Source organism: Crocinitomix algicola (assembly GCF_001661595.2).
Classification (GTDB): Bacteria; Bacteroidota; Bacteroidia; order Flavobacteriales_D; family Crocinitomicaceae; genus Crocinitomix; species Crocinitomix algicola.
The window spans coordinates 222,678-244,763 of the sequence record NZ_LYPF02000002.1 but is presented as its reverse complement, the minus strand read 5'-3'; the positions used below and the strand labels follow the sequence as shown (position 1 = coordinate 244,763).

Here is a 22,086-nt window from a genome sequence, read left to right as displayed (position 1 = left end):
CTTTAATTCATTATTTTATATTTGTAGCTCATTTATGAGTTTTATATGAATGCCACAGAAAAATCAAATAGTGAAAAAAAGACATTGAGAACCAGCAATAGTAAGACTTATATGGCCTTAGCCGCAGTTGGAATTGTAAGTTTTCTGCTTCCTTGGGTCAGTATTAACTTACTTTTTTTCAATTATTCAGTGAGTGGTTTTAGATTGACTCAAGCTAGTACTAACCTAGACCAGTTAAATGATTTAGGAGGATCCTACGACGGCTCTCTTGCCTATTTAATTTTTTTGATCGTCATCCCTATGCTTTTAAGCGTTGCTTTATTTTTAGAATACTTGAATAAAAAGAAAATGCGATTATGGCTTTCTATACCAAGCTTATTTGTGTTACTTACAATAACTACATTGGCTATAATTCAGATGGAAGGAAAAGGATTTTTTGAAATCGTTTCTTTTGGTTATTATATCTGTTTACTCAGTCTTATAGGCTTAGTAATAATTTCGATTATAGACCTCAGTTCTGGCGTGAATTTAAAAAAAGGAAGTCGAAAAATTGAAACGGACGAAGAGGTTCTTTAATGAGTTTGTAGAAAGGGGTTGATTGAATTAAAAAATGAACCCGAATTTGGCTTAATTCGAAGACGAATCAAATTTCTAAATTTAATTAAGCTAACTTTACAAAAAATTAATGGATTGTGACTTTTACAGATTTAAACATAGGAAAACCTCTTAATAATGCCTTAACCGATTTAGGTTTTGACACACCTACTCCTATCCAGGAAATGGCTTATAACACTATTCTTTCTGGCAGAGATGTAGTAGGGATAGCTCAAACTGGAACAGGAAAAACATTTGCCTATGCTTTGCCTTTGTTGAGACATTTAAAATATTCCGAACAAAAGCATCCTCGTATTTTAGTCCTCGTTCCAACTCGAGAACTTGTAGTCCAGGTTGTTGGAGAATTTGAAAAACTCACAACCTACATGAGCGTTCGCATTAAAGGTGTTTATGGTGGAACTAACATTAATACGCAAAAACAGAACGTATATGATGGGAGTGATATTTTAGTTGCCACACCCGGAAGGCTTTTAGATTTGGCATTATCGGGTGTATTACGATTAAAAAACATCCAAAAATTAGTAATCGACGAAGTGGATGAAATGCTCAATTTAGGCTTTCGCGTGCAGCTAACAAACTTATTGGATATACTTCCTGAAAAACGTCAGAATTTACTCTTTTCAGCAACAATGACCGCTGATGTCAACGAACTTATTGATGCATTCTTTAATCAACCCGAACGATTTACTGTTGTACCTGAAGGAACGCCTTTAGATAATATTCATCAAACTGTATTTAAAGTTCCGAATTTTTTCACAAAAGTAAACCTACTTGAGCACTTACTTAAAACAGGCGAAAGCTTTGAAAAAGTGTTGGTTTTTGCCGAAAGTAAAAGACTAGTCGATAGACTTGAAGAGCAACTTACAGAACAATTTGAAGGAGAAATTGGCGTTATCCATTCTAATAAATCGCAAAACTATAGATTACGTTCAATTGAACGATTCCAAGACGGTCGTTTAAGGATACTCATCGCCACTGACATCATTGCACGTGGGATAGATTTTGAAGGAATCAGTCATGTCATCAATTTTGACACCCCAGATTATCCAGAAAATTACCTCCATAGAATTGGTCGAACAGGTAGAGCTGAAGCAAAAGGAAATGCGATTACTTTCGTAAATGAAGCTGAAACTTGCTATCTCGAAGAAATTGAGTCGCTCATGAATTTCAAAATTGATGTAATGTCAATTCCGAATGATGTTGAAATTTCAGACATTTTCACACCTGAAGAGCAGCCTAATTTGGCGGATAAAAATTACTTACCTGAACCAAGTAGAAAAGGGGTTAAACAGGTGAAAACTGAGAAAAAACTCAAAAATCAAAAAGTTAATAAAGGAGGATCTTACCGGGAAAAAATAAAAGCAAAATACAAGAAGCCGAAGACGAGAGGACAAAAACCACGAGGAAAGAAAAAAAGATAATTATTTGAAAATAAAATTTTGCTTTTTATGCGATGCTGGGTCATAAGGATTTAGCTTTCCATCCACTAACACATAAGCATGATAACCTAAAGTGCGAAGTAGCTCAAAACAATTATCCCTATTCTCATTCTCCCATAACTCTAAGTAAACAATCGGTTTATGTGTGGTCAAAATATGACGGGCTCCTTTTAAGGCAAAATATTCAAAATTCTCAATATCCATCTTTATACCCGCTACGGTTTCTCCAGCAACGATATCATCTAAAGTCAAGCATTGAACAGTAAATGTCTCTCCTTCGTTCCATTCTTTTATTGTATCATGAACTACATGGGCTAACCCTTGCATTTTCACTTTACCATCCATGGGCAAGATCATTTCAATGGTTGATTCACCTTCACCAACGGCATTTTGATAAAGTTCAACATTATTAAGTTTTTTTTGAAGCACGAGATCTTGAAGAACTTTAAAGTTATTAGGCATTGGTTCGATTCCTATCACCTTGCGATTAGGAAAACTTTTGGATAAATGATAGGTCATAATTCCTATATTGGCTCCAACATCTAAAATAATACCTTCTTTAGAAATTGAATTTACAAAAGCAAAAAAGTCTTTTTCTTTTTCATCTGACTTAAGCGTTTTGATTTTGTAGTTTGAAAAAACTCTCAAATACCGCTCATACCCTAAAAGCTTTTGCAATACTAATTTTATAAAATTCTTCATAGGCGGTACAAAAATAGGATAAAATTAAAGAAACCCATAAATTCGCTGTCATGAGAATAGCCATCAATACACGATTTTTACTAAAGCATAAAATGGAAGGCTTTGGTTGGTTTACTTATGAAATCGTAAAGCGAATTGTTGAAGCTCATCCCGAACATGATTTTATCTTTTTCTTTGACCGTTCATTCGATAAGAAATTTATTTTTGCCGATAATGTGAAACCAGTTGTTTTGTATCCACAAGCACGACATCCAGTTCTATTTAAAATCTGGTTCGATTATTCTATCACCAAAGCATTAAAAAAATACAAAGTAGACCTGTTTTTTTCTCCTGATGGCTATTTATCTTTAAAAACAGAAGTCCCTCAAATTGGTGTCATCCATGACCTAAATTTCGAACACCATCCTGAAGATTTGCCAAAATCAGCATTAAGATATTTGAGAAAATACTTTCCAAAATTCGCCAATAAAGCAAAAAAAATTATAACAGTATCGGAATATTCTAAGCAGGACATCTGTTCAACTTACAATATTGATTCTAATAAAGTAGTTGTTGCGCATAACGGCGCAAGTGATAAATTCACCCCACTTCCGCAAATCGAACAGACTAACATTAGGAAAAAGTACACAGATGGAAAACCTTATTTTGTTTATGTCGGTGCACTACACGCCAGAAAAAATATAGAGCGAATGTTACATGGTTTTTTTAAGTTTAAAGAACAAACCGGATCCGAAACCAAACTGTTAATTGTTGGAGAATCCTTATGGAAAAACGCGAGTTACGAATTAATTTTAAAACAATCAAATTATAGCGATGCGGTTCTATTTTCTGGACATGTCAAATTAGATGAATTGACCCAAATTGTTGGCGCGGCAAAGGCCCTAACACTAGTTTCTTATTTTGAAGGATTTGGCATTCCATTGGTTGAAGCAATGCGCGCAAATGTGCCTATTTTAACAAGTAATAAAACATCATTGCCAGAAGTTGCAGGAAATGCAGGTTTGTGTGTTGACCCTTACTCAATTGAAGCAATTACCAAAGGAATGCAGGCCTTAGACTCGGATGACAACTTAAGAAAGGAACTCATTGAAAAGGGTCAAGAACAACAAAAAAAATTTTCATGGGATAATTCAGCGAAAATAATTTGGGAAGAAATAGTAAACGTGGGAACCAACTAAAACTGTTAGTATTTCATAGCTCGCGCCATCTCTCTCTTTGTATCCTTTTCTTTTAAATCGCTACGCTTATCATGTAGTTTTTTACCCTTGGCAATATGAATCCTAAGTTTGGCAAGATTTTTTTCATTAATAAATAATTTAGAGGCAACAATAGTAAGTCCTTTATCCCGAAGTTTGCGTTCAATCTTCTTGATCTCAATTTTATTTACCAATAGCTTACGATCTCGTCGAGGTTCGTGATTATAATAGCTCCCATTTTCATATTCTTGAATATACATATTTCGAATATACAATTCACCGTCACGAACAACACAAAATGACTCCATTATACTTGCCTTTCCATTTCTAATGGATTTCATTTCTGTTCCTGTTAAAACTATACCCGCTGTAAAGTCATCGATAAGTTCGAACTCAAACCTTACTTTTTTATTTTTTATATCAAGTTTAGACATGGTACTAACAAAGGTCTAAAAAAAATAGAGCATTTAAACTGTCGTGGCTCACTTTTTTTCTGATTTCTTCGTCTTATATTTGCAATAATGATTGATTTAAACGTATACAACAAACTTGAACCTAAAAAAGGAAGACTATTAATAACTGAACCTTTTGAAGAAAGTTCGTATTTCCACCGTTCTGTTGTTTTACTTTGTGAACATAATCAAGATGGGTCTTTTGGTTTTGTTTTAAACAATTATGTTGATGTGCAATTGACCGACTTTGAAGGATTGCCAGAATTTGAAACGAAGATTGGTCAAGGTGGTCCAGTTAGTTCTAAAAACCTTTACTATATCCATACTTTAGGAGATCAGTTACCTGAAAGTGTAGAAGTTTTTCCTGGTCTTTATGCTGGAGGAGATTTTGAAACATTATTAAACCTAATTCGTGTTGATGCAATTCAAGAAAAAGATGTTAGGTTCTTTTTAGGATATTCAGGATGGGTTGAAAAACAATTGGAAAGTGAATTAAAGCATAATGCGTGGTTAGTTGCTGACATCCATGATATTGGTGAAATAATGGACACCTCTAACAATCGTCTTTGGTCTGATTACATGGCCAGACAAGGTGGTAAATACAAAGCATTTGCCCATTTTCCAAAAAATCCTACATTAAATTAATAACTTGGTTTTGGAGTAATTACGTACTTCTCAATGTATTCAATTGCCTTATTTCTATTTTCTTCAATTGACATATAATGCTTAAATTGTGGATAAAGATCAAAATGAAATTGACTTATAAAAACGTACGGCTCAAGGAAACCTTCCTCTTTCATTTTATCCGCAAAGTGCAAAAATTCAGGTAAATCGTGCTGATTTTTATTCAACATATAGCGATAGGAATAAACTTCTAGGTAATGGTCTTCAATCTTTTCATTGTCGGATATGATTCCGTCTTTCGAACAATAAGAAACAGCCATTTCACGAGCAAGACGGTAATCTCTCCAAATCTGCATGTTAGATAAATCATTCTGCGGTTCTCTTGTCACACTATTTGAGTAAAAAGTTCGTGTAATTCGGCGCTCATTCATGTATTTATTTTCAACATCCAAAATTCCATTTAATTTATATTTCATGTTGAAACCTGGATATATTGTCAGGGCTTCTAGGCTTTCCTTTTTTGCGCGATAATACAAACCTTTCTCTGTTAAATAATTTATAATATAAATCCTTGGCTCTAACATATTAGGTTTTAACTTTCTTGCAAGTTGATAATAAACAAATGCACTATCAGCGTTATCTTCAAAGGCCATAGATTCACCTAAATATAACAATGGTTTATAATAGTTACTATCTTCTTGTAAAGCTTTTATAAAGTTCATTTTTGCCAACTCATAGTCCTGCTTCTCAAAAAAAGTTTTTCCCTCTTCGAAATACAATTTTGCTTTTTCTGAGATTAAAGTATCAGGATCTTCATGAACCAATAAACTATGAATTATTCTATCTCCTGTAGGTGATGTGGCCTCAATTGTTCCACGACGGCAAGCCGCTATTAAATCGCTTTCTTGTTCATTCCCCTTAAGAATGGCATTTATATCAAGCTTACCCGCTTTCTTATTATTTACATATCCTTCTAAACCGGCCTCTTTTATTTTTAAATACTTCTCGTATTCCATTACAATTAAAGATTCATGAGCGTAAGGGGTATTTTTGATTTGAGTGGCCATGTAATCCTTTAATCTTGTTAATCCTGCATTCACCCCTTTTTTATGATAGACTTTCCAGCATTTTTTTATTTTTTTTGAATCGCGAGAGTCTTGAGCACTTAGGGTAAACACCGTAATAATTGCAATGCATAATGATAAAATACGTTTAATAAGATAGTTCATTTGTAGGGTTATTTTTTTTACTTAAAGATTCCATTTTTTATTCAATAAACTGACCAATTTTGAGGCCATTTCATTTATATAACTTTTAGATCTAAATTTTTTAATCCATCTTACTCCATTTATAGCATTGGTAAGAAACATTTCATCAGCAGCTAATAGGTTTTGCGGATTTAAATTGCATTCGTAAACTTTAATATTGTTTTCAATGGCTAAATTGATTATTTGCATTCGCATTGTTCCACCTAAACAACCTGAGTCCAAACTTGAAGTATAAAGTACACCATTGCTCACTAGAAATAAATTAGAACTTGTACTTTCTATAATGCTATTCTTTTCATTCAAGATTAAATGGTCATCTAAGCCTTTTTTAACGGCTCTTATTCGACCTAAAATATAGATTAAGCAGTTTTTAGTTTTAAAATTAGACAGACTATTGATTGGTTTTTTTATTTCATCAAAAAGGTCCACTACGAGCCCTTCTTGATTTAATCTAAATTCATACTCTGGTATTCGATCCGCCTCAATTAAATAATCAACTTTGTTGGATATGGGCAAAAAATGTCCACCAGTTTTACGATCAATTGAAAGACGAACACGGGCGTTTAAGTCGATTTCATTTTTTATTAATAAGGTATGAATTTCACGTTCGAAAAACGCAAAATCAAAATCGCTTGGCACCTCCATTTCCAGCGCTTCCATTCCATCTAATAAACGGTTTAAATGTTGTTGTAGGTTTAAAGTTTTCCCTTTTACTACACGAATTGTTTCAAACAATCCATCACCATATAAATACCCTCTATTACCAGCTTCAAGCACATAGCCTTCGGCGGAAAGTAAATTTCCGTTACTATTTACATATTGACTCATCTTGTAAAATGATTTAAAAAGTTTGCCAAATAGTCTAAATCCACACAAGACATAAAAATAACTCCATAAATTGCTCCAGAAATGTGCGCGTCATGAGCAATTCCTGTTCCTCCTCTTTTCGCTAAAAAATACTCCGCGACAAGAATTAAAGGTCCAAAAATATATGCTGGTACATAAATAGGTAAAAAAAGTAAACCTAGTTCGATAGTAGGGTTCATTAAAATAAACGCAAATAGCACAGCCATTACGGCTCCTGATGCTCCAAGGGCGTTGTAGCTAGGATTGTCTTTGTGTTTATTAATTGAATAAAGCGATGCCATTAATATTGCACTTAAGTACAAAAAAGCAAAAAGTGCATGTCCCCATAACTCGTAACGGTATACTAAACTCTTTTCCAATACTTCTCCAAAACTATAAAGTACGTACATATTAAATCCTAAATGCATCCAATCAGCATGAATAAATGCATGTGTAAATGTTCGGTACCATTTTTTAAAATGAGTAACGTCATAAGGATTTAATAATAATCGCCCTTTCAGCACATTATCTTCAATTGCCTTAACGGAAATTAAAATTGTTACGGCTAATAATAAATAAGTAATGTACATTTGCTAATAAGTGGGCTTTATATGATTCCAGTTCTGTATATTTAAACTGAAATGCGGTTAATAATTCTATCTGTTATACTAAAATTAGTGTTTTTCGTTACACTAACAAGTTGTTCAAACAATTCTGCTTTGACAACAGAAGAAGGTATTGAATTAAGCGAGCAACTCAAAAAGAAATTCTACGAAACGAAACAGCTTGAATATAAAGGGGATACATTAGTTGCAAGTACCGAGGTTTTAAGCTTTTATAAAAAGTCAGATTATGTTCCGATTTGGATTAACGATAAAGGTTTAACGGAAAAAGGCAAAAAACTGAAAATTATAATTGATAGTTCATATTTTGATGGTTTTATTCCAGAGATGTTTCATGCCAATACCATAAACTCATTAATTGATTCTTCATTAATGGATGCAGAACTTTTACTTACCAACGCTTTTTTTCTATATATTTCTCATATTACTTTGGGCTGTATCGACTCTTCAACGTACAGCTATCAGTGGAAAAAGGACTCTTTAGATTTTAGTATAGATGAACAACTCAATCGAGTTAAAGCAGGCGAAAATCTTCATTCCATCATTTACGAGCATGAACCTAAAAACTGGGAATACCTTCAACTTAAAAAAGGACTAAAAAAATATCTTGTAAATTTCCCATTAGATACTATGCATTTTAAAATTCCTAATATTAGGGATGATTCAAACGCTTGTTACAATCAAGCAAAATCAGTGTTATTAGCCTATCATTATTTGGATTCTGTGGGTGCAAAAAATGATTCTTTGTTTCTTCGAGAACTAAAAAATTTTCAACTCCAACATGGGTTAAAAGATGACGGAATAATTGGCACATGGACTGGCAAATCCCTTGAAAAAAGTAATCAAGATCGTTTTTATCAAGCCGCCTTAAGTCTAGAAAAATGGCGTTGGAAAAAAGAATCTCCTACCCGATACATCCGGGTAAACATCCCAGAATTTAATTTGTATTTTATTGATAGTGGTCGTGTTAAGCGTAAACACAGGGTTGTTGTAGGGGCATATAAAACCCAAACACCAGAATTTAAGGCCAAAATGGAACGAATGGTTACCAATCCATATTGGCATGTACCCTACTCTATTTCTTCGACAGAAATTTTATATCATGTTAAAAAAGACAGCGCATATTTACAAAGTAAAGGATATAAGTTGTTTAAAAAAGGGGAGGAAATTGATCCGAATACCGTTGACTGGGCTACCATTCGTGAAAAGAATTTTCCATATCGAGTAAGGCAAGAAGGGGGATCAGGTAATAGTTTAGGCAAGATTAAATTTCTATTTCCAAATATCCACGCTGTTTTTGTTCATGACACTCCTTCTAAGAGACTGTTTTCAAATGATGTTAGGGCTTATTCACACGGTTGCGTGCGATTAGAAAATCCATTTCTTTTGGCGAAGTCGATGTTAGAATTGGACGCATATAAAATGGAAGCAGATACATTGGATAGCATTGTAATTAGAGGTGAACAAAGAGTATTAGAGTTAAATGAACCTTTTGAAGTTCAAATCGAATACTTTACCGCTACTGGTGATAGCGCTGGAAACATAATTTTTCATCCAGATATTTATGGAAGAGATGAAAAGTTTTTTGTTCACACTTATTCAAATTTTAAATAATAATGAAAGATACCTCACCTGCTATTCCTCGGGCAGAAAAAAAAACAACCGTTTTAAAGAAGCACGGACACGAACGAATTGATCCTTATTATTGGATGCGTGAACGCGAAAATCCGGAAGTAATTGACTACTTAAATAAAGAAAATGAATACACAGAGTCTGTACTAGGTAGTACTAAAAATCTTCAATTAACCCTTTTTGAGGAAATGAAAGGTAGAATTAAAGAAGATGACAGCTCAGCTCCCTATTATAAAAATGGTTATTGGTATTATAGCCGATATGAAACAGGGAAAGAACTTGAAATATATTGTCGGAAAAAAGAAAATTTAAATGCCGAAGAAGAGGTTCTTTTAGATGAAAATGAACTTTGTAAAGATTTGCCTTATTACGAAGTAGTGGCGTATGCTATAACAATGGATAATCGCCTTATGGCATTTACCGAAGATATCACAGGAAGACGTCTCTATCAAATTCGATTTAAAAACTTAGAAACTGGAGAAATTTTGCCGTATTGCATTGAAAATGCAGGAAGTGATTTGGCTTGGCACAATGATAATGTTCACCTCTATTATTCTTTAAAGGACACCGAAACCCTGCGCCCTTATTTAATTCAATCAATTAATATTGAAACAAAACTTAAAAAAGAAATATATCAAGAAGAGGATGATACATTTATTGTCAACCTCAATAAATCTTCTGACTATAACTACTTATTCATTGGGTGTCACAGTACATTAACAACTGAATTTTTGTTTAAATCGGCGAACAACCAAGTTGATTTCGTTTCTTTTATACCAAGAGAAACTGGTCATGAATATTACCCTGAATCGGCCGGAGGCAAGTTCTTCCTCAAAACTAATCACGCTGCAAAAAACTTTAAAATTGTAAGTTGCAACCTAGAAGGGAGAACCCCTGAAAACTGGGAAGTGATTCAAGAACATAATGAAACTGTTTTCATTGAAGATTTTGAGGTCTTTAAAACACATCTCGTAATACAAGAAAAAATTGCTGGTTTAAGTCAGTTAAACGTTTATTGTTTGACCGATATGAGTCATCGCCAATTGCCTCCTACAGAAGAAACGTATTTACTTTATCTAGAAAACAATCCTGAAGCAGACCATCAATCTGTTCGAATTGGGTACAGTTCAATGACCACACCACATACAATCTATGATATAAACCTAGAAAGTTTTGAGTATACGTTAATAAAACAAGCACCCGTTCTTGGTGATTTCTCACCGAATGAATATCATTCAGAAAGAGTTTGGGCAAAAGCGGAAGATGGTACGCACATTCCCATTTCTTTAGTCTATAAAAAGGACCTATTTCAGAAGAATGGTAAACAACCCTTGTTACTTTATGCATATGGTTCTTACGGATCAACTATTGACCCCTACTTTAGCTCGGTTAGATTAAGTTTACTCGATCGAGGATTTGTGTTTGCTATTGCTCATGTAAGAGGGGGTGAATATCTGGGTACACCGTGGTATGAAGGTGGTAAGCTCCTTAAAAAGAAAAATTCGTTTACAGATTTTATTGCTTCAGCCGAATTTCTTGTTTCAGAAAAATATGCACATGTTGATAAATTATTTGCTATGGGAGGTAGTGCTGGAGGTCTCTTGATGGGAGCGATAGCAAATTTAAGACCTGATTTATGGCGCGCCATAATTGCTCAAGTACCATTTATGGACGTGGTTACCACAATGCTTGATGATAAAATTCCTTTAACTACAGGAGAGTACGATGAATGGGGAAATCCAAATGAAAAAATCTATTATGATTATATGCTTTCATATTCTCCATACGATCAAATTTCATCTCAGCATTATCCTAAAATACTTATTACAAGTGGTCTGCATGATTCACAAGTGCAATATTGGGAACCTACGAAATACGTTGCCAAGGTTCGCGATTACAACTTGAGTTCGAATGAAATTTTATTAAAAACAAATATGGATGCTGGCCACGGTGGCATGTCGGGAAGGTATGAACAACTGCAAGAAATGGCTTTTGAGTATGCCTTTATTCTGTGGGCACTTGAGCATTAATTACTTTTCACAATACGTTTTATATAAATCTAAATAATCCATTATTATTTGAATGGCATCCTGTTTTAGGGTGTCATTTTTATAGGTTGTATTTTTTAGATTTTTAACTCCCAAATTATATACCTCGCACCATTCGCTATCAAAAGCAACCTGTCCGGCAATCAATGTATATACGACAGCAGGAGCCATGCTTTTGGGCTCACGCTCAGCGGCGACTTTTGCAGCATAAAGTGCCTTCTCGGGATTATCATAATCTGACATTGCCTGGAGATACGCCCAACACAATAAATCATCTCCCTTTAAAAAGGATAAATTTCCCTTTTGTTCATCTGACACTTCTGTGGAGCGCAAAAAATCAAACACCTGAGGTTGCAGCCCACTTCTATTCTTCAAAAGATATCTTTCGAACTCTTGAATATAGGTAGATTGTCCCCAACCCAATGCGTTTATTGCGGCAATTTTAATTACGGGATCTTTCCGCTTGTTTAGTAAAAATTCAACAAAGTATTGATCAAAACCACGCTCTTGGACATGAATAACCATTTCTTCTGAGCTATAAGCTTTATAAAAATCGGTTGAAGTTAATGGGGAATCCGAAAAACCAATTTTGGATAAAATCAAAAGTGAAAATAGTAGAAAATTCTTCATCCTTTTTGCAATTAAATGTTTAAACAAAAATAGTGTGTGAGTCAACTAATTCAAAGTTCATACCAAAACAATTTATTTTAATTATTAACACTGAATTATTCGTTTCTTCTTTCAAAAAGGATATAATTTAATCATTTTTATTGATTTCGAATAAAAAATCGCAATAGAAAGCTAAAAGATTATAATTAATTTTACCGCCTAATGAAATTTGATAAACAAAGCGCAAAAGATTTAGAGTTTGATGTAGTTTGCCAACTGCTTTCAACGCATTGCAAATCGCAAAAAGCAAAGCAAAATGCGATGAACCTGAATTTTTTTGAATCACCTGAAAAACTCAAACAAGAATTCGATTTATTGGCCGAGATTCAAACAATTTTCAATGACGATGGATTAAGTTTTCCCCACCCAAACGCTGAAGATATAGATACTGCATTAAATATTTTAAGAATTGAAAATGGGGTTCTCATCCTTTCTGAGTTATTAAAAGTATATTCCCTTTGCGCTGGCACAAAACAAATTATTGATTTTGCACGAAACAATCAAATTCAGTTTCCTCTAATTTTTGGTGCATGTGAACATATCACAGGAATTAAAGAAATACTGACCACAATCACGAGTATTTTAGACATCAAACAACTCAAGATTAAGGACAATGCAACACCTAGATTAGCAGCAATACGACAACGTCAAAAAACCAATCAGGTTGAAATCAATAAAAATTTTGATCGAGCTCTGAGAAAGTATAAACAAGAAGATTTATTGGGTGAAATAGAGGAAACTTTTTTAGAAAACAGGAGGTTATTAGCTGTTCTATCGCAATACAAGAAAAGGGTTCCTGGTAAATTATACGGTGTTAGTGCTAAAGGTAACTTTACCTATATCGAACCTCTGGAAAACGTTGAACTAAACAAAATACAAGAGCAATTAAGAATCGATGAAAATAACGAATTGTTCATAATACTTGAAAAGGTAACGAAAGCTTTACGTTCCGAAAAAAAACAATTAAAAGCCTTCCAACGATTGCTTGTTCGCTTTGATTTGCTTAGTGCAAAAGTAATGTTTGCATCAACCTATAAAGGAATTCGTCCGCGATTTAATCAATCCCAGTCTATGCATTGGGAAGATGCTGTTCATCCTCTCCTCTATTTGAAAAATCAACAATCTAACCTAAAAACCATAGGGCAAGAAATTATTTTGAATGAAAACGGTCGATTCTTGGTGATTTCCGGACCAAATGCAGGTGGAAAATCGATTACCTTGAAAACGGTAGGTTTGTTGCAAATGATGTATCAATGCGGATTATTTTTAAGTGTGTCTGAAACAAGTTCGTGTTGTTGGTTTGATCAAGTTTTATCCGATATTGGAGATAACCAATCGATAGAGAACCAATTGAGTACGTATAGCTATCGGTTAAATAGGATGAACTTTTTTCTGCAGACAGTCAATGATAAAACGCTTTTATTATTGGATGAATTTGGTAGTGGATCAGACCCTGAACTTGGTGGCGCCTTAGCGGAAGTATTTTATAAAGAGCTCTACAATAGATCGGTTTATTCCGTAATCACAACTCATTACACCAATATTAAAATATTAACGTCTTCATTACCTTCTGCAGAGAATGCTTGTATGTTATTTGATACAAAAAAATTAACACCATTATTCCAACTATCTATTGGTCTACCAGGCTCATCATTTACCTTCGAAGTAGCTGAGCATAATGGAATTCCTAAAGAGCTGATCGAACAAGCGAAATTAGAGGTTTCTGAAAACAAGCTTAAAGTGGATGCATTATCAGCTTCTCTACAAAAAGAAAAATCAAAGTTTAAGCGTATTAATAACGAGCAGTATAAAACTCAAAACAAAGCCAAAAAAAGCATTCGAGAATACAACGAAAAATTGGAACGGTTACAAGAAAAATCCGAACGAATCAATCGTTTCATCGAACAGCAACAAAAATTTGTCAATATCGGTAAAAAGTTTTATGAAATCATAGGAAAATTTAAACATCATAAAACGAATAAAGCCATCAACGAAGCTTTAAAAAAATTGGCTTCCATTGAAAAGTCTAAGATTCTTGAACAAGACAAACCAGCAGTTTTAGAGAAAAATCTCCAACAACCGGCAGTACCAAAGAAAACGCAAGAAGACATTCAAAAAGAGAAAGCGATAGAAGCAGCGATAGAACAGGAAAAAGCAGCAAAAAAAGAAGCCACTTTAATAGTTGGTAACAAAATAAAATTGAAAAACCAATCGACGAAAGGCGTATTATTGGAGCGCGATGGTAAAAAACTAACAGTTCAAATTGGTAATTTTATCATTAAAACCACAGTATCTGAAGTTGAAGGATAATTGAAAATGCGATTAAACTTTTCATATCAGCAATATTATAAATTGATAAAACTGACCTTCTTAATCTACTTATTTTCAATCAACCTAAATTCAATTGCTCAGGTAGAAAGTCATATTCGTAAAAAACATGAAATCAGCGGACGTATTTCACCCAAATCAATCGTAACGAATGGTCAAGGGGTTTTTGCTGCACAAAATATGATGTACAGGCATACTGTTGTTCTTTATAATCAAGAAGGACATGAAATAACGACAATAGATGACGGTGTCAATTTAAGTGAATTCGGCTATAAGAATTATAAAGAAAATTATTATCGTGGAGCTCCCGTTGAAGGTGTTTTTACTGAAGATGGCAACTATCTTTGGGTTTCAAATTATGAAATGAAAGGCTCCGAATTTAATAAACCGGGGTGTGACCAATGCGTGGGCAGTAATTATGACCCTAGTTTTATTTACAAAATAAACTTAAAAACGCATAAAATAGAATCCGTTATTAAAGTGGGTTCTGTTCCAAAATTCATTGCCATGTCAACCGATCAAAAAACGCTTATCGTTTCTAATTGGGTAAGTTCGGATATTTCTATAATCGACTTAGTTAAAGAGGAAGAAATCAAACGGGTTAAAGTTGGCCTTCATCCTCGAGGCATTGCAATTAACAAAGACGGCACAAAGGCCTATATAACCGTAATGGGTTCAACAAAAATTGCTGTGGTAGATTTAATGGATTATTCGGTAAATTATATTAAAGATATTGGCAAAGCTCCAAGGTCTATTCTCCTAACAAATAATGATTCTACTTTACTAGTATCTGTAAACTCCAGTAATAAAATTGTAAAAGTAGACTTAAAAACTGGAAAAAGGCAAATGTGTGAAACGGGTTCAGGTCCGAGAAGCATGACCTTATCTCCAGATGAAAAATGGTTGTATGTTGTAAATTATTTTGACAATAGTTTTTCGAAAATTAATACCTCATCAATGCTTACTGAAGCAACAATAACTACTGGCGAAAAACCAATTGGAATATGCGGAAATTGGCAGCAAAATGACATTTGGGTAGCTTGTTACAGTGGGAAAATCGAAATATTTCACGATTTTAAGCTCCCCTCTTTTAAGGAAGAAGATTTGACTGAAAATTTATTTAGTTTTCTGTATACACCACAAAATTCGGGTCAACCGACAACGCCTTCTTTACGGGTAGATAAAAAAAAATCAAAAAGTAACACCGAAGTTGATAGCAACGACACTTCAATGAAATCAACCATAAAAGATACACTTGGAAATTATCATATCATCATAGGTGCTTTTTCGATTCCTGAAAATGCCGAAAAAAGGAAAAATGAACTCCTTGCTTTAAATTACAGAGCAACTGTTCTAAAGGGAAAGTATAATTACGTTTCTATCGAAAATTATTCAAGTGAAATAGCCGCAGAGGAAGCAAAGGTTCATATTCAAAAACAAGTCGAAGGATGTTCTTCAGCTTGGGTTTTATATTGGAAATAAAAAAAGCGCGCTAACCATGGCTAGCGCGCTAAGTGAATTACAAACCTTTACAGGTATATTAAACTAGTTGGTTAGCTCCTTTGTATTCAATTTTTCAGCGTCAATAATCGTAACATTTATTTCTCGATCCTTGGCACTTTCTTGAAATTCCATTATCACTTCTCTAATGTCATAATCAATGTCATGGCACAATGTTAAATCTATTTCAACAGACTTACCATCTTCAATTTCATCCAATGTTTTAACAATAACCGCTTTGTTTAAAAAAGTAGCATGCTGCGATAATGCTAAATGAATAATACCATCATTTTCTTTTGGTGCAACGAAATAAGATAACTTATAGTTGTTGTACAGGATAATTAAAAACGCAACTCCCAATCCTACTCCAACTCCAACCAACAAATCAGTTAGTAACATTACGATTATAACAACGAAAAATGGGAAATACTGCGCAAATCCACTTTTTACGATTGCCGCGATCGATTTAGGGCTTGCCAATTTATAACCTATCAATATTAATACTGCTGCCAAAGTTGCACGGGGTATCATGTTCAATAACCAAGGTAATGCTATTACAAATGACATTAAAAAGACACCATGCAAAACTGCTGATTTTTTAGTTTTTGCACCTGCATTCATATTAGCCGTTGAACGAACAATAACTTGTGTGATTGGCAATCCACCCAATAATCCTGAAGCCAGGTTTCCAAATCCTTGTGCTTTTAATTCTAAATTCATTGGTGTACGACCTTTGTCAGGGTCCATTTTATCAGTTGCTTCAACACATAATAAAGTCTCCAAACTTGCAACTATTGCAATGGTAAAGGCTACAACATAAACTTGAGGATCTGATAGAGCCGAGAAATCAGGGAAGTAAAATTGAGCTTTAAACTCAGTAAAATCATTTGGTGTTGGCACGGATACCAAATGTTCTCCTGAAACAGCAAAATCTGGATTATCGACCAATAACAACGCCGCAAAAATTGAAACGATAATTGCTACAAGTGGACCAGGAATCATTCCTAAAATTTTATTTGATTTAATCATTTTAGTTCCCCAAAAAATCAGAATGGCAATTGAAATAACTGCTATAAGCGTTGCTCCGATATGCACGTTATCCATCATATAACCTAACTCTGAAAAAGTATTATGTCCATCAACTTGATTAAAACCTAAATCTCCTTCCGGATCTTTATCATACCCAAAAAAGTGTGGAATTTCTTTGATAATAATGGTTATTCCAATACCCGCTAACATCCCCTTTATTACAGATGAAGGAACGTAATAAGCGACAAAACCTGCTTTTAAAAATCCTAATGCAATTTGAATAACACCTGCCAAAGCAACAGCTACTACAAACTTTTCATAACCTCCGTTATCAAATCCTCCAAATCCAACTATTGCCGCTGCAACGATGGTAATTAGACCAGCAGCAGGACCTGATACTCCAAATTTTGATCCACTTATAGAGCCTACTACAATACCTCCAATAATACCTGAAATTAATCCTGGAAAAACAACACCACCAAAAGCGGCCATTCCATCCATCTCTGCATAACTTGTTGAAGCTAATGAGATTCCTAAACATAGTGGCAAGGCCACAAAAAACACGACTAATCCAGCCGCAAAATCAAACTTTAAGCTTGAAAAAAAACTTTTATTCTCTTTCATTTTTATTTAATACATGGGGTGACATACCTAAAAAGTACGACACAATTCGGTTTATAAAACACTTTTATGGCCAAATGTTGACCACAAATATTCGTCAGGTTTAAATTTACCGACGAAATCATTTGGTATTAAACAATAAACTCTGGAGGGGGACTTGGGGTTTCTTTTTTAAAAGCTTGATATAGACTAATGTAATAAAAATAGAGATGCTTATGATTCAATTGAATTTGTTCAAAACTAAAATCTAAAAAGTTATCTTCTAAACTATGACAAACACGTTCTTCCAAAATTCTACTTTGGCCTGAATCTTCTTCTTCAACCAATTGAAAAACCTGAGGACTACTCCATTCTGGATAGAAAAAGCCGATTACCGGTTGCAATAAAAAAAAGTAAAACAAATAAGAAACAAATAACCTCTTTATACCTAAAAGGTCACTACTCATTCCTATTTTACTTTGTTCTGGCATTAGCACAAAGTTAAATGTTTACAGTCCTAATCAAAAATAATCAGGATTTAAATTTTTGTTAATTTTCAAAAAACACCCTTCAATTCCTTTCTTAAGACCAAAGGTTTCATTATATTGTTGGAAGAAAATGTTGACCATTTAAAGCATTTGAAATGCTTTTGTAATTCCCCCCACCGTCAACCGACTAAAGATTAGATAACCTTACTTTTAGTTAAAAAAAATAAAATACAATGAAACAGGCTATATGGAATGGAGTAGTGATAGCGGCAAGCGAAAACACAGTAAATATTGAAGGAAACCATTATTTCCCGCCTGGTGATGTTAAAAGGGAATTTTTAATTTCATCAGACACGCATACAATTTGCCCTTGGAAAGGTGAAGCTTCTTACTACAGCATTGAAGTAGCTGACGCACTAAATGAAGATGCCGCATGGTACTACCCCGAAACTTCTGAACTCGCGAAAAATATTAAGGGATATATAGCCTTTTGGAAAGGTGTTGAAGTAAAATAAATCCATGCATAATAACCTTCTTAAAAAGTTCATCCATACGCGGGAAAACTCTGAAAAAAGATGCGAGCACCTCGAAATCGAGGACTACTCCGTTCAACCTATTGTTGATGTTTCCCCTCCAAAATGGCATCTTGCCCACACAACGTGGTTTTTTGAACAATTTGTCTTAGTTCCCCACGCGAAAAATTACAGCGTTTATAATGAGCGATTCGCTTACCTATTTAACAGTTATTATAATACAGTTGGAGATCGAGTTCTGCGGCCAAATAGAGGATTAATGACGAGACCAACTGTAAAAGAAATTTATAGGTATCGGGAATATGTTACAAGCGCCATGATTGAATTCCTGGAAACAGATTATAATAGTGACCTAAAGTCAATAATTGAACTAGGAATAAATCATGAAGAACAACATCAAGAATTGCTTATGTATGATATCAAGTACATACTAGGAAATCAACCGTACTTCCCGACATATCAAACAAATATTCGTTTTTCATCAGAAGAAGTTAAACAAGAGTTTGCAAAAATAAATGCGGGAATTTATCAAATTGGTTATGATGGAAACGGCTTTTCTTTTGACAACGAACATGGAAAACACAAAGTTTATCTGGAAGAATTTGAAATTTCTAACCGACTCGTCACTTGCGGCGAATATTTAGAATTCATGAAAGATGATGGGTATAAAAAGTTTGAGTTATGGCATGCCGATGGGTGGAACTTTATAAATACCCATAATATTAACGCCCCATTATATTGGTACAAGAAAAAAGGCCAATGGTTTTCGTATGATTATAAAGGTTTTGATAAAATAGATAAAAATCTACCTGTCAGTCATATTTCATATTACGAAGCTTTTGCATTTGCGAATTGGAAGAAAATGCGTCTTCCAACGGAGTTTGAATGGGAAGTTTCTCAGCATCTTTTTAAATGGGGACAAGTATGGGAGTGGACAAGCAGTGCTTATCAATCCTATCCCCGGTTTAAAACTGAGAAAGGAGCAATTGGAGAGTATAATGGCAAATTTATGGTCAATCAACAAGTGCTAAGAGGTGGGTCTATCGCTACCATTCCAGGACACTCAAGAAATACTTATCGCAATTTTTTTAACCCGCAATTAAGGTGGCATTTTTCAGGAATTAGATTAGTAAAATAAAAGATGAGCACATTCGCCAATCACGTTAAAGAAGGACTGAGTAAAAAACAAAAACAGTTATCATCAATGTATTTTTATGATGATAATGGAAGTCGCATATTTCAAGAAATTATGGCTATGCCAGAATACTACTTGACAAATAGCGAAATGGAAATTTTCGAATCGCAATCTCAATTGATCTATAAATCTCTTGGATTCACTGAAGAATTTAGCATCTTGGAACTCGGTGCAGGTGACGGAGCAAAAACAGAAATTTTATTGCGCCAATTCCTAAAAAACTCAAATAAATTCACCTATCGACCGATAGACATATCGCAAGAAGCTAACGATATCTTGCAAGAAAAAATGTCCCAGAACCTGCCCTACCTTAAAATTAACCCCGCAACAGGAGACTATTTTGAAGTATTAAAAAAAATAAAAAAGGAAAAAAAGCCTGTCTTACTTCTTTTCATTGGAAGCAATATTGGAAATTATTCAAAAATTGCTCTTCATAGTTTACTTGAACTCTTGCAAGAAACAATGAAAGTTGGAGATCAAATCTTAGTTGGAGTCGACCTTAAAAAGCATCCGAAAACAATTTTAAATGCTTACGATGATCCTCACGGCATAACGAAACGATTCAACTTAAATTTATTGAAGAGAATTAATTCAGAGCTTAAAGGGAACTTCGAACTAGAAAATTTTGATTTTTATGTTTCTTATAGTCCTGAAACTGGCGAAGTCAGAAGTTACTTAGTGAGTCTAATTGATCAGGTCGTGAAAATCGAGGGATTAAATCAACTGTATACTTTCGAAGCTGGAGAATGTATTTGGACAGAATTATCGAAAAAATATGATATGGAGGAATTAAATGAATTATTCTCAAAGCATGGCTTTAAATTGAAAGCACAATTCAAAGACAAAAAATCGTATTTTGTTGATGCCTTATTTGAGCGTCTTTAATCCCACTTTACACTGCATTCATCAACTTTATTGCTTCGCGTTCTTTCCAAGTATCGTACATTCGAATTATAGCATTAAAAATTTCTCCGTTCGACATTGTATTTTTAAAACCAATCTTTTCTTTACCGAGCGTAATTATGCTCTTGTGTCGAATATCAAATTCATTAAATTCAACGATACATGAAGTATGTTTTTCTCTAATCTCACTGATTAAATCTCCATGAACTTTCACAAAAAGTTGCTCTACTGCCAACCTTAAATTATTCTGTACCTTTTCACTCATAAGTCGTAGACTGTTCTAATGCAAATTCGTTTAATTTTTGCTCGGGTTAATATGTTTGTGGGAACACAATTTATTCTATTTATACTTACGAATATGAGAAAAAACAATTACAATCACAAGTCTTAGCGCACTGATACAGTATATGTTACAACACGTAACAAGAATCGAAAAACCACTGTATTTAAGTCAAAATACTTAGATTTTAATTTTTAAGAATTATAGATTGCTCAAAAACATAGGTGTTTTCAAATTCACCCTTTTTCATCAATCTAAGTATAAATACTGAAGATGTTTTTTTAAAATTTTTCGAAAAAAATTTTTTATTGACAAGATTTTGCGATTGAAATGATCTTTTTAATTGGGGTATTCTGGAGATCTGTATAGTTAGGATATTCTTTCGCTACCACATCAACTGCACAATCACAAAAATTCATTGCTTTATCTTCTGCTATTATTTTGCTGGCATTTGTCTCACAATTTTTAATAAATTCCTCAACTTGGTGGCTTGTCCAGTATTTCAACGCAGCACGTTTAAAAACAGAGCAACTTATAAATCCAAAAACTAAAATTGAGAAAATTGTAACTTTCATTCTGCTTGCTTTTACTTTGATTGACAATTTAACTAATTTTTACAATTTTAAATCAAAAGCCTTTGGAATATCTTAAATTTGCCAAAAATGAATCAATTGCGTACATATATCAGTTTATTATTGGTGATGGGTATTTTTGTAGGTACTCTTTGGCAAACTCTAACGGTTGTTCATTTCTATTTCTATCAAGACAGCATTACTGCCGAGCATTGTATCAACAAAGATAAACCAGCGTTGAATTGTAAAGGAAAATGTCATTTAAAAGAGCAATTAACAAAAACTAATCCTGATCAGAATAAAAACTTAGCAAATTCGAAAATAGTTAAGTCTGGCTTAATTTTATTTGCCTTTTTTAATTCGACTTCGGATAAAATATTTACTAAAGTTAATTACAAAACAGATTTCTCTTCAAATAATACCCAACTTTTGACTGGATATTTATCTACAGTTTATTCCCCTCCCGATTTCAAATAAGTTTTACACCAGTAATCAAGGATGATTACATGATCAAACATTTAATAAAAAACTTATTGTAAAAAAC

General features: G+C 33.7%; 22 protein-coding genes. 12 read left to right on the top strand and 10 right to left on the bottom strand.

All coding sequences use genetic code 11. The features are described from left to right. Positions 1–45 precede the first annotated feature (45 nt). Both A8143_RS02740 and A8143_RS02735 read left to right on the top strand, forming a co-directional pair. Positions 46–576, top strand: a complete 531-nt coding sequence (locus A8143_RS02740; protein WP_066755919.1) for a hypothetical protein — start codon at positions 46–48, stop codon at positions 574–576. 116 nt (positions 577–692) lie between these two features. Continuing rightward, positions 693–2,036, top strand: a complete 1,344-nt coding sequence (locus A8143_RS02735; protein WP_066755910.1) for a DEAD/DEAH box helicase — start codon at positions 693–695, stop codon at positions 2,034–2,036. Here the strand turns inward: A8143_RS02735 and A8143_RS02730 are convergent, their stop codons facing one another. Further along, on the bottom strand, positions 2,037–2,756 hold the full coding sequence (locus A8143_RS02730) for an FkbM family methyltransferase (protein WP_066755907.1): 720 nt from the start codon (positions 2,754–2,756) through the stop codon (positions 2,037–2,039). 50 nt (positions 2,757–2,806) lie between these two features. On the opposite strand from A8143_RS02730, the gene A8143_RS02725 reads away from it, so the two are divergent. Beyond that, positions 2,807–3,934: a glycosyltransferase family 4 protein gene (locus A8143_RS02725; RefSeq protein ID WP_066755905.1), complete on the top strand. Its 1,128-nt coding sequence runs from the start codon at positions 2,807–2,809 to the stop codon at positions 3,932–3,934. Between the two features lie 5 nt (positions 3,935–3,939). On the opposite strand, the gene smpB is transcribed toward A8143_RS02725, so the two are convergent. Next, positions 3,940–4,386, bottom strand: coding sequence for an SsrA-binding protein (gene smpB, locus A8143_RS02720; protein WP_066755897.1), 447 nt, complete (start codon positions 4,384–4,386; stop codon positions 3,940–3,942). 87 nt (positions 4,387–4,473) lie between these two features. Here smpB and A8143_RS02715 point away from each other — a divergent pair, with 87 nt between their 5' ends. Further along, positions 4,474–5,049 carry a YqgE/AlgH family protein gene (locus A8143_RS02715; RefSeq protein WP_066755895.1) on the top strand — a complete coding sequence of 192 codons (576 nt, stop codon included), beginning with the start codon at positions 4,474–4,476 and terminating at the stop codon, positions 5,047–5,049. Here the strand turns inward: A8143_RS02715 and A8143_RS02710 are convergent. Genes A8143_RS02710 through A8143_RS02700 form a run of 3 tightly spaced genes read right to left on the bottom strand, consistent with a single transcriptional unit; the run spans position 5,046 to position 7,732 of the window. Then, positions 5,046–6,257 carry a tetratricopeptide repeat protein gene (locus A8143_RS02710; RefSeq protein ID WP_066755893.1) on the bottom strand — a complete coding sequence of 404 codons (1,212 nt, stop codon included), beginning with the start codon at positions 6,255–6,257 and terminating at the stop codon, positions 5,046–5,048. The two genes, A8143_RS02715 and A8143_RS02710, sit on opposite strands and share 4 nt — an antisense overlap. Before the next feature lie 21 nt (positions 6,258–6,278). Beyond that, positions 6,279–7,124: an aminotransferase class IV gene (locus tag A8143_RS02705; RefSeq protein WP_066755891.1), complete on the bottom strand. Its 846-nt coding sequence runs from the start codon at positions 7,122–7,124 to the stop codon at positions 6,279–6,281. Beyond that, positions 7,121–7,732 (bottom strand): rhomboid family intramembrane serine protease, encoded by a 612-nt coding sequence (locus A8143_RS02700; protein WP_066755888.1) that lies wholly within the window; start codon positions 7,730–7,732, stop codon positions 7,121–7,123. Before A8143_RS02700 ends, A8143_RS02705 begins: the two co-directional genes overlap by 4 nt. A gap of 129 nt (positions 7,733–7,861) precedes the next feature. On the opposite strand from A8143_RS02700, the gene A8143_RS02695 reads away from it, so the two are divergent. Both A8143_RS02695 and A8143_RS02690 read left to right on the top strand, forming a co-directional pair. Continuing rightward, entirely contained in the window at positions 7,862–9,379 is a 1,518-nt protein-coding gene (locus A8143_RS02695; RefSeq protein WP_175437463.1) for a L,D-transpeptidase family protein, read from the top strand. Positions 9,380–9,381: 2 nt separating this feature from the next. Then, positions 9,382–11,427 (top strand): S9 family peptidase, encoded by a 2,046-nt coding sequence (locus A8143_RS02690; protein WP_066755881.1) that lies wholly within the window; start codon positions 9,382–9,384, stop codon positions 11,425–11,427. Here the strand turns inward: A8143_RS02690 and A8143_RS02685 are convergent, their stop codons facing one another. Continuing rightward, complete coding sequence (locus tag A8143_RS02685; RefSeq protein ID WP_066755878.1) at positions 11,428–12,075, bottom strand: hypothetical protein; 648 nt, start codon at positions 12,073–12,075, stop codon at positions 11,428–11,430. It lies immediately after the preceding gene. A 201-nt stretch (positions 12,076–12,276) separates the two neighbouring features. Between A8143_RS02685 and A8143_RS02680 the strand changes: the two genes are divergently transcribed. Both A8143_RS02680 and A8143_RS17170 read left to right on the top strand, forming a co-directional pair. Next, positions 12,277–14,424 carry an endonuclease MutS2 gene (locus A8143_RS02680; RefSeq protein WP_066755875.1) on the top strand — a complete coding sequence of 716 codons (2,148 nt, stop codon included), beginning with the start codon at positions 12,277–12,279 and terminating at the stop codon, positions 14,422–14,424. A 6-nt stretch (positions 14,425–14,430) separates the two neighbouring features. Further along, positions 14,431–15,924 carry a YVTN family beta-propeller repeat protein gene (locus A8143_RS17170; protein WP_066755872.1) on the top strand — a complete coding sequence of 498 codons (1,494 nt, stop codon included), beginning with the start codon at positions 14,431–14,433 and terminating at the stop codon, positions 15,922–15,924. A gap of 63 nt (positions 15,925–15,987) precedes the next feature. On the opposite strand, the gene A8143_RS02670 is transcribed toward A8143_RS17170, so the two are convergent. Both A8143_RS02670 and A8143_RS02665 read right to left on the bottom strand, forming a co-directional pair. After that, positions 15,988–17,595, bottom strand: coding sequence for a SulP family inorganic anion transporter (locus tag A8143_RS02670; protein ID WP_066755869.1), 1,608 nt, complete (start codon positions 17,593–17,595; stop codon positions 15,988–15,990). Between the two features lie 128 nt (positions 17,596–17,723). Continuing rightward, on the bottom strand, positions 17,724–18,062 hold the full coding sequence (locus A8143_RS02665; RefSeq protein WP_066755866.1) for a hypothetical protein: 339 nt from the start codon (positions 18,060–18,062) through the stop codon (positions 17,724–17,726). Positions 18,063–18,292: 230 nt separating this feature from the next. Here A8143_RS02665 and A8143_RS02660 point away from each other — a divergent pair, with 230 nt between their 5' ends. From A8143_RS02660 to A8143_RS02650, 3 genes are read left to right on the top strand one after another with little or no spacing between them, the layout of a single operon-like run. Then, positions 18,293–18,574, top strand: coding sequence for a DUF427 domain-containing protein (locus A8143_RS02660; RefSeq protein ID WP_066755864.1), 282 nt, complete (start codon positions 18,293–18,295; stop codon positions 18,572–18,574). 4 nt (positions 18,575–18,578) lie between these two features. Continuing rightward, positions 18,579–19,730 (top strand): ergothioneine biosynthesis protein EgtB, encoded by a 1,152-nt coding sequence (gene egtB / locus A8143_RS02655; RefSeq protein ID WP_066755862.1) that lies wholly within the window; start codon positions 18,579–18,581, stop codon positions 19,728–19,730. 3 nt (positions 19,731–19,733) lie between these two features. Next, positions 19,734–20,672 (top strand): L-histidine N(alpha)-methyltransferase, encoded by a 939-nt coding sequence (locus A8143_RS02650; RefSeq protein WP_066755860.1) that lies wholly within the window; start codon positions 19,734–19,736, stop codon positions 20,670–20,672. 7 nt (positions 20,673–20,679) lie between these two features. Here A8143_RS02650 and A8143_RS02645 read toward each other — a convergent pair whose 3' ends face one another. Next, a complete protein-coding gene (locus tag A8143_RS02645) occupies positions 20,680–20,955 on the bottom strand; it encodes a hypothetical protein (protein WP_066755857.1) in 276 nt (91 codons plus the stop codon). Between the two features lie 320 nt (positions 20,956–21,275). Further along, on the bottom strand, positions 21,276–21,545 hold the full coding sequence (locus tag A8143_RS02640; RefSeq protein ID WP_066755850.1) for a hypothetical protein: 270 nt from the start codon (positions 21,543–21,545) through the stop codon (positions 21,276–21,278). A gap of 87 nt (positions 21,546–21,632) precedes the next feature. Between A8143_RS02640 and A8143_RS02635 the strand changes: the two genes are divergently transcribed. After that, entirely contained in the window at positions 21,633–22,019 is a 387-nt protein-coding gene (locus A8143_RS02635) for a hypothetical protein (RefSeq protein ID WP_066755845.1), read from the top strand. The last annotated feature ends 67 nt before the right edge of the window (positions 22,020–22,086 follow it).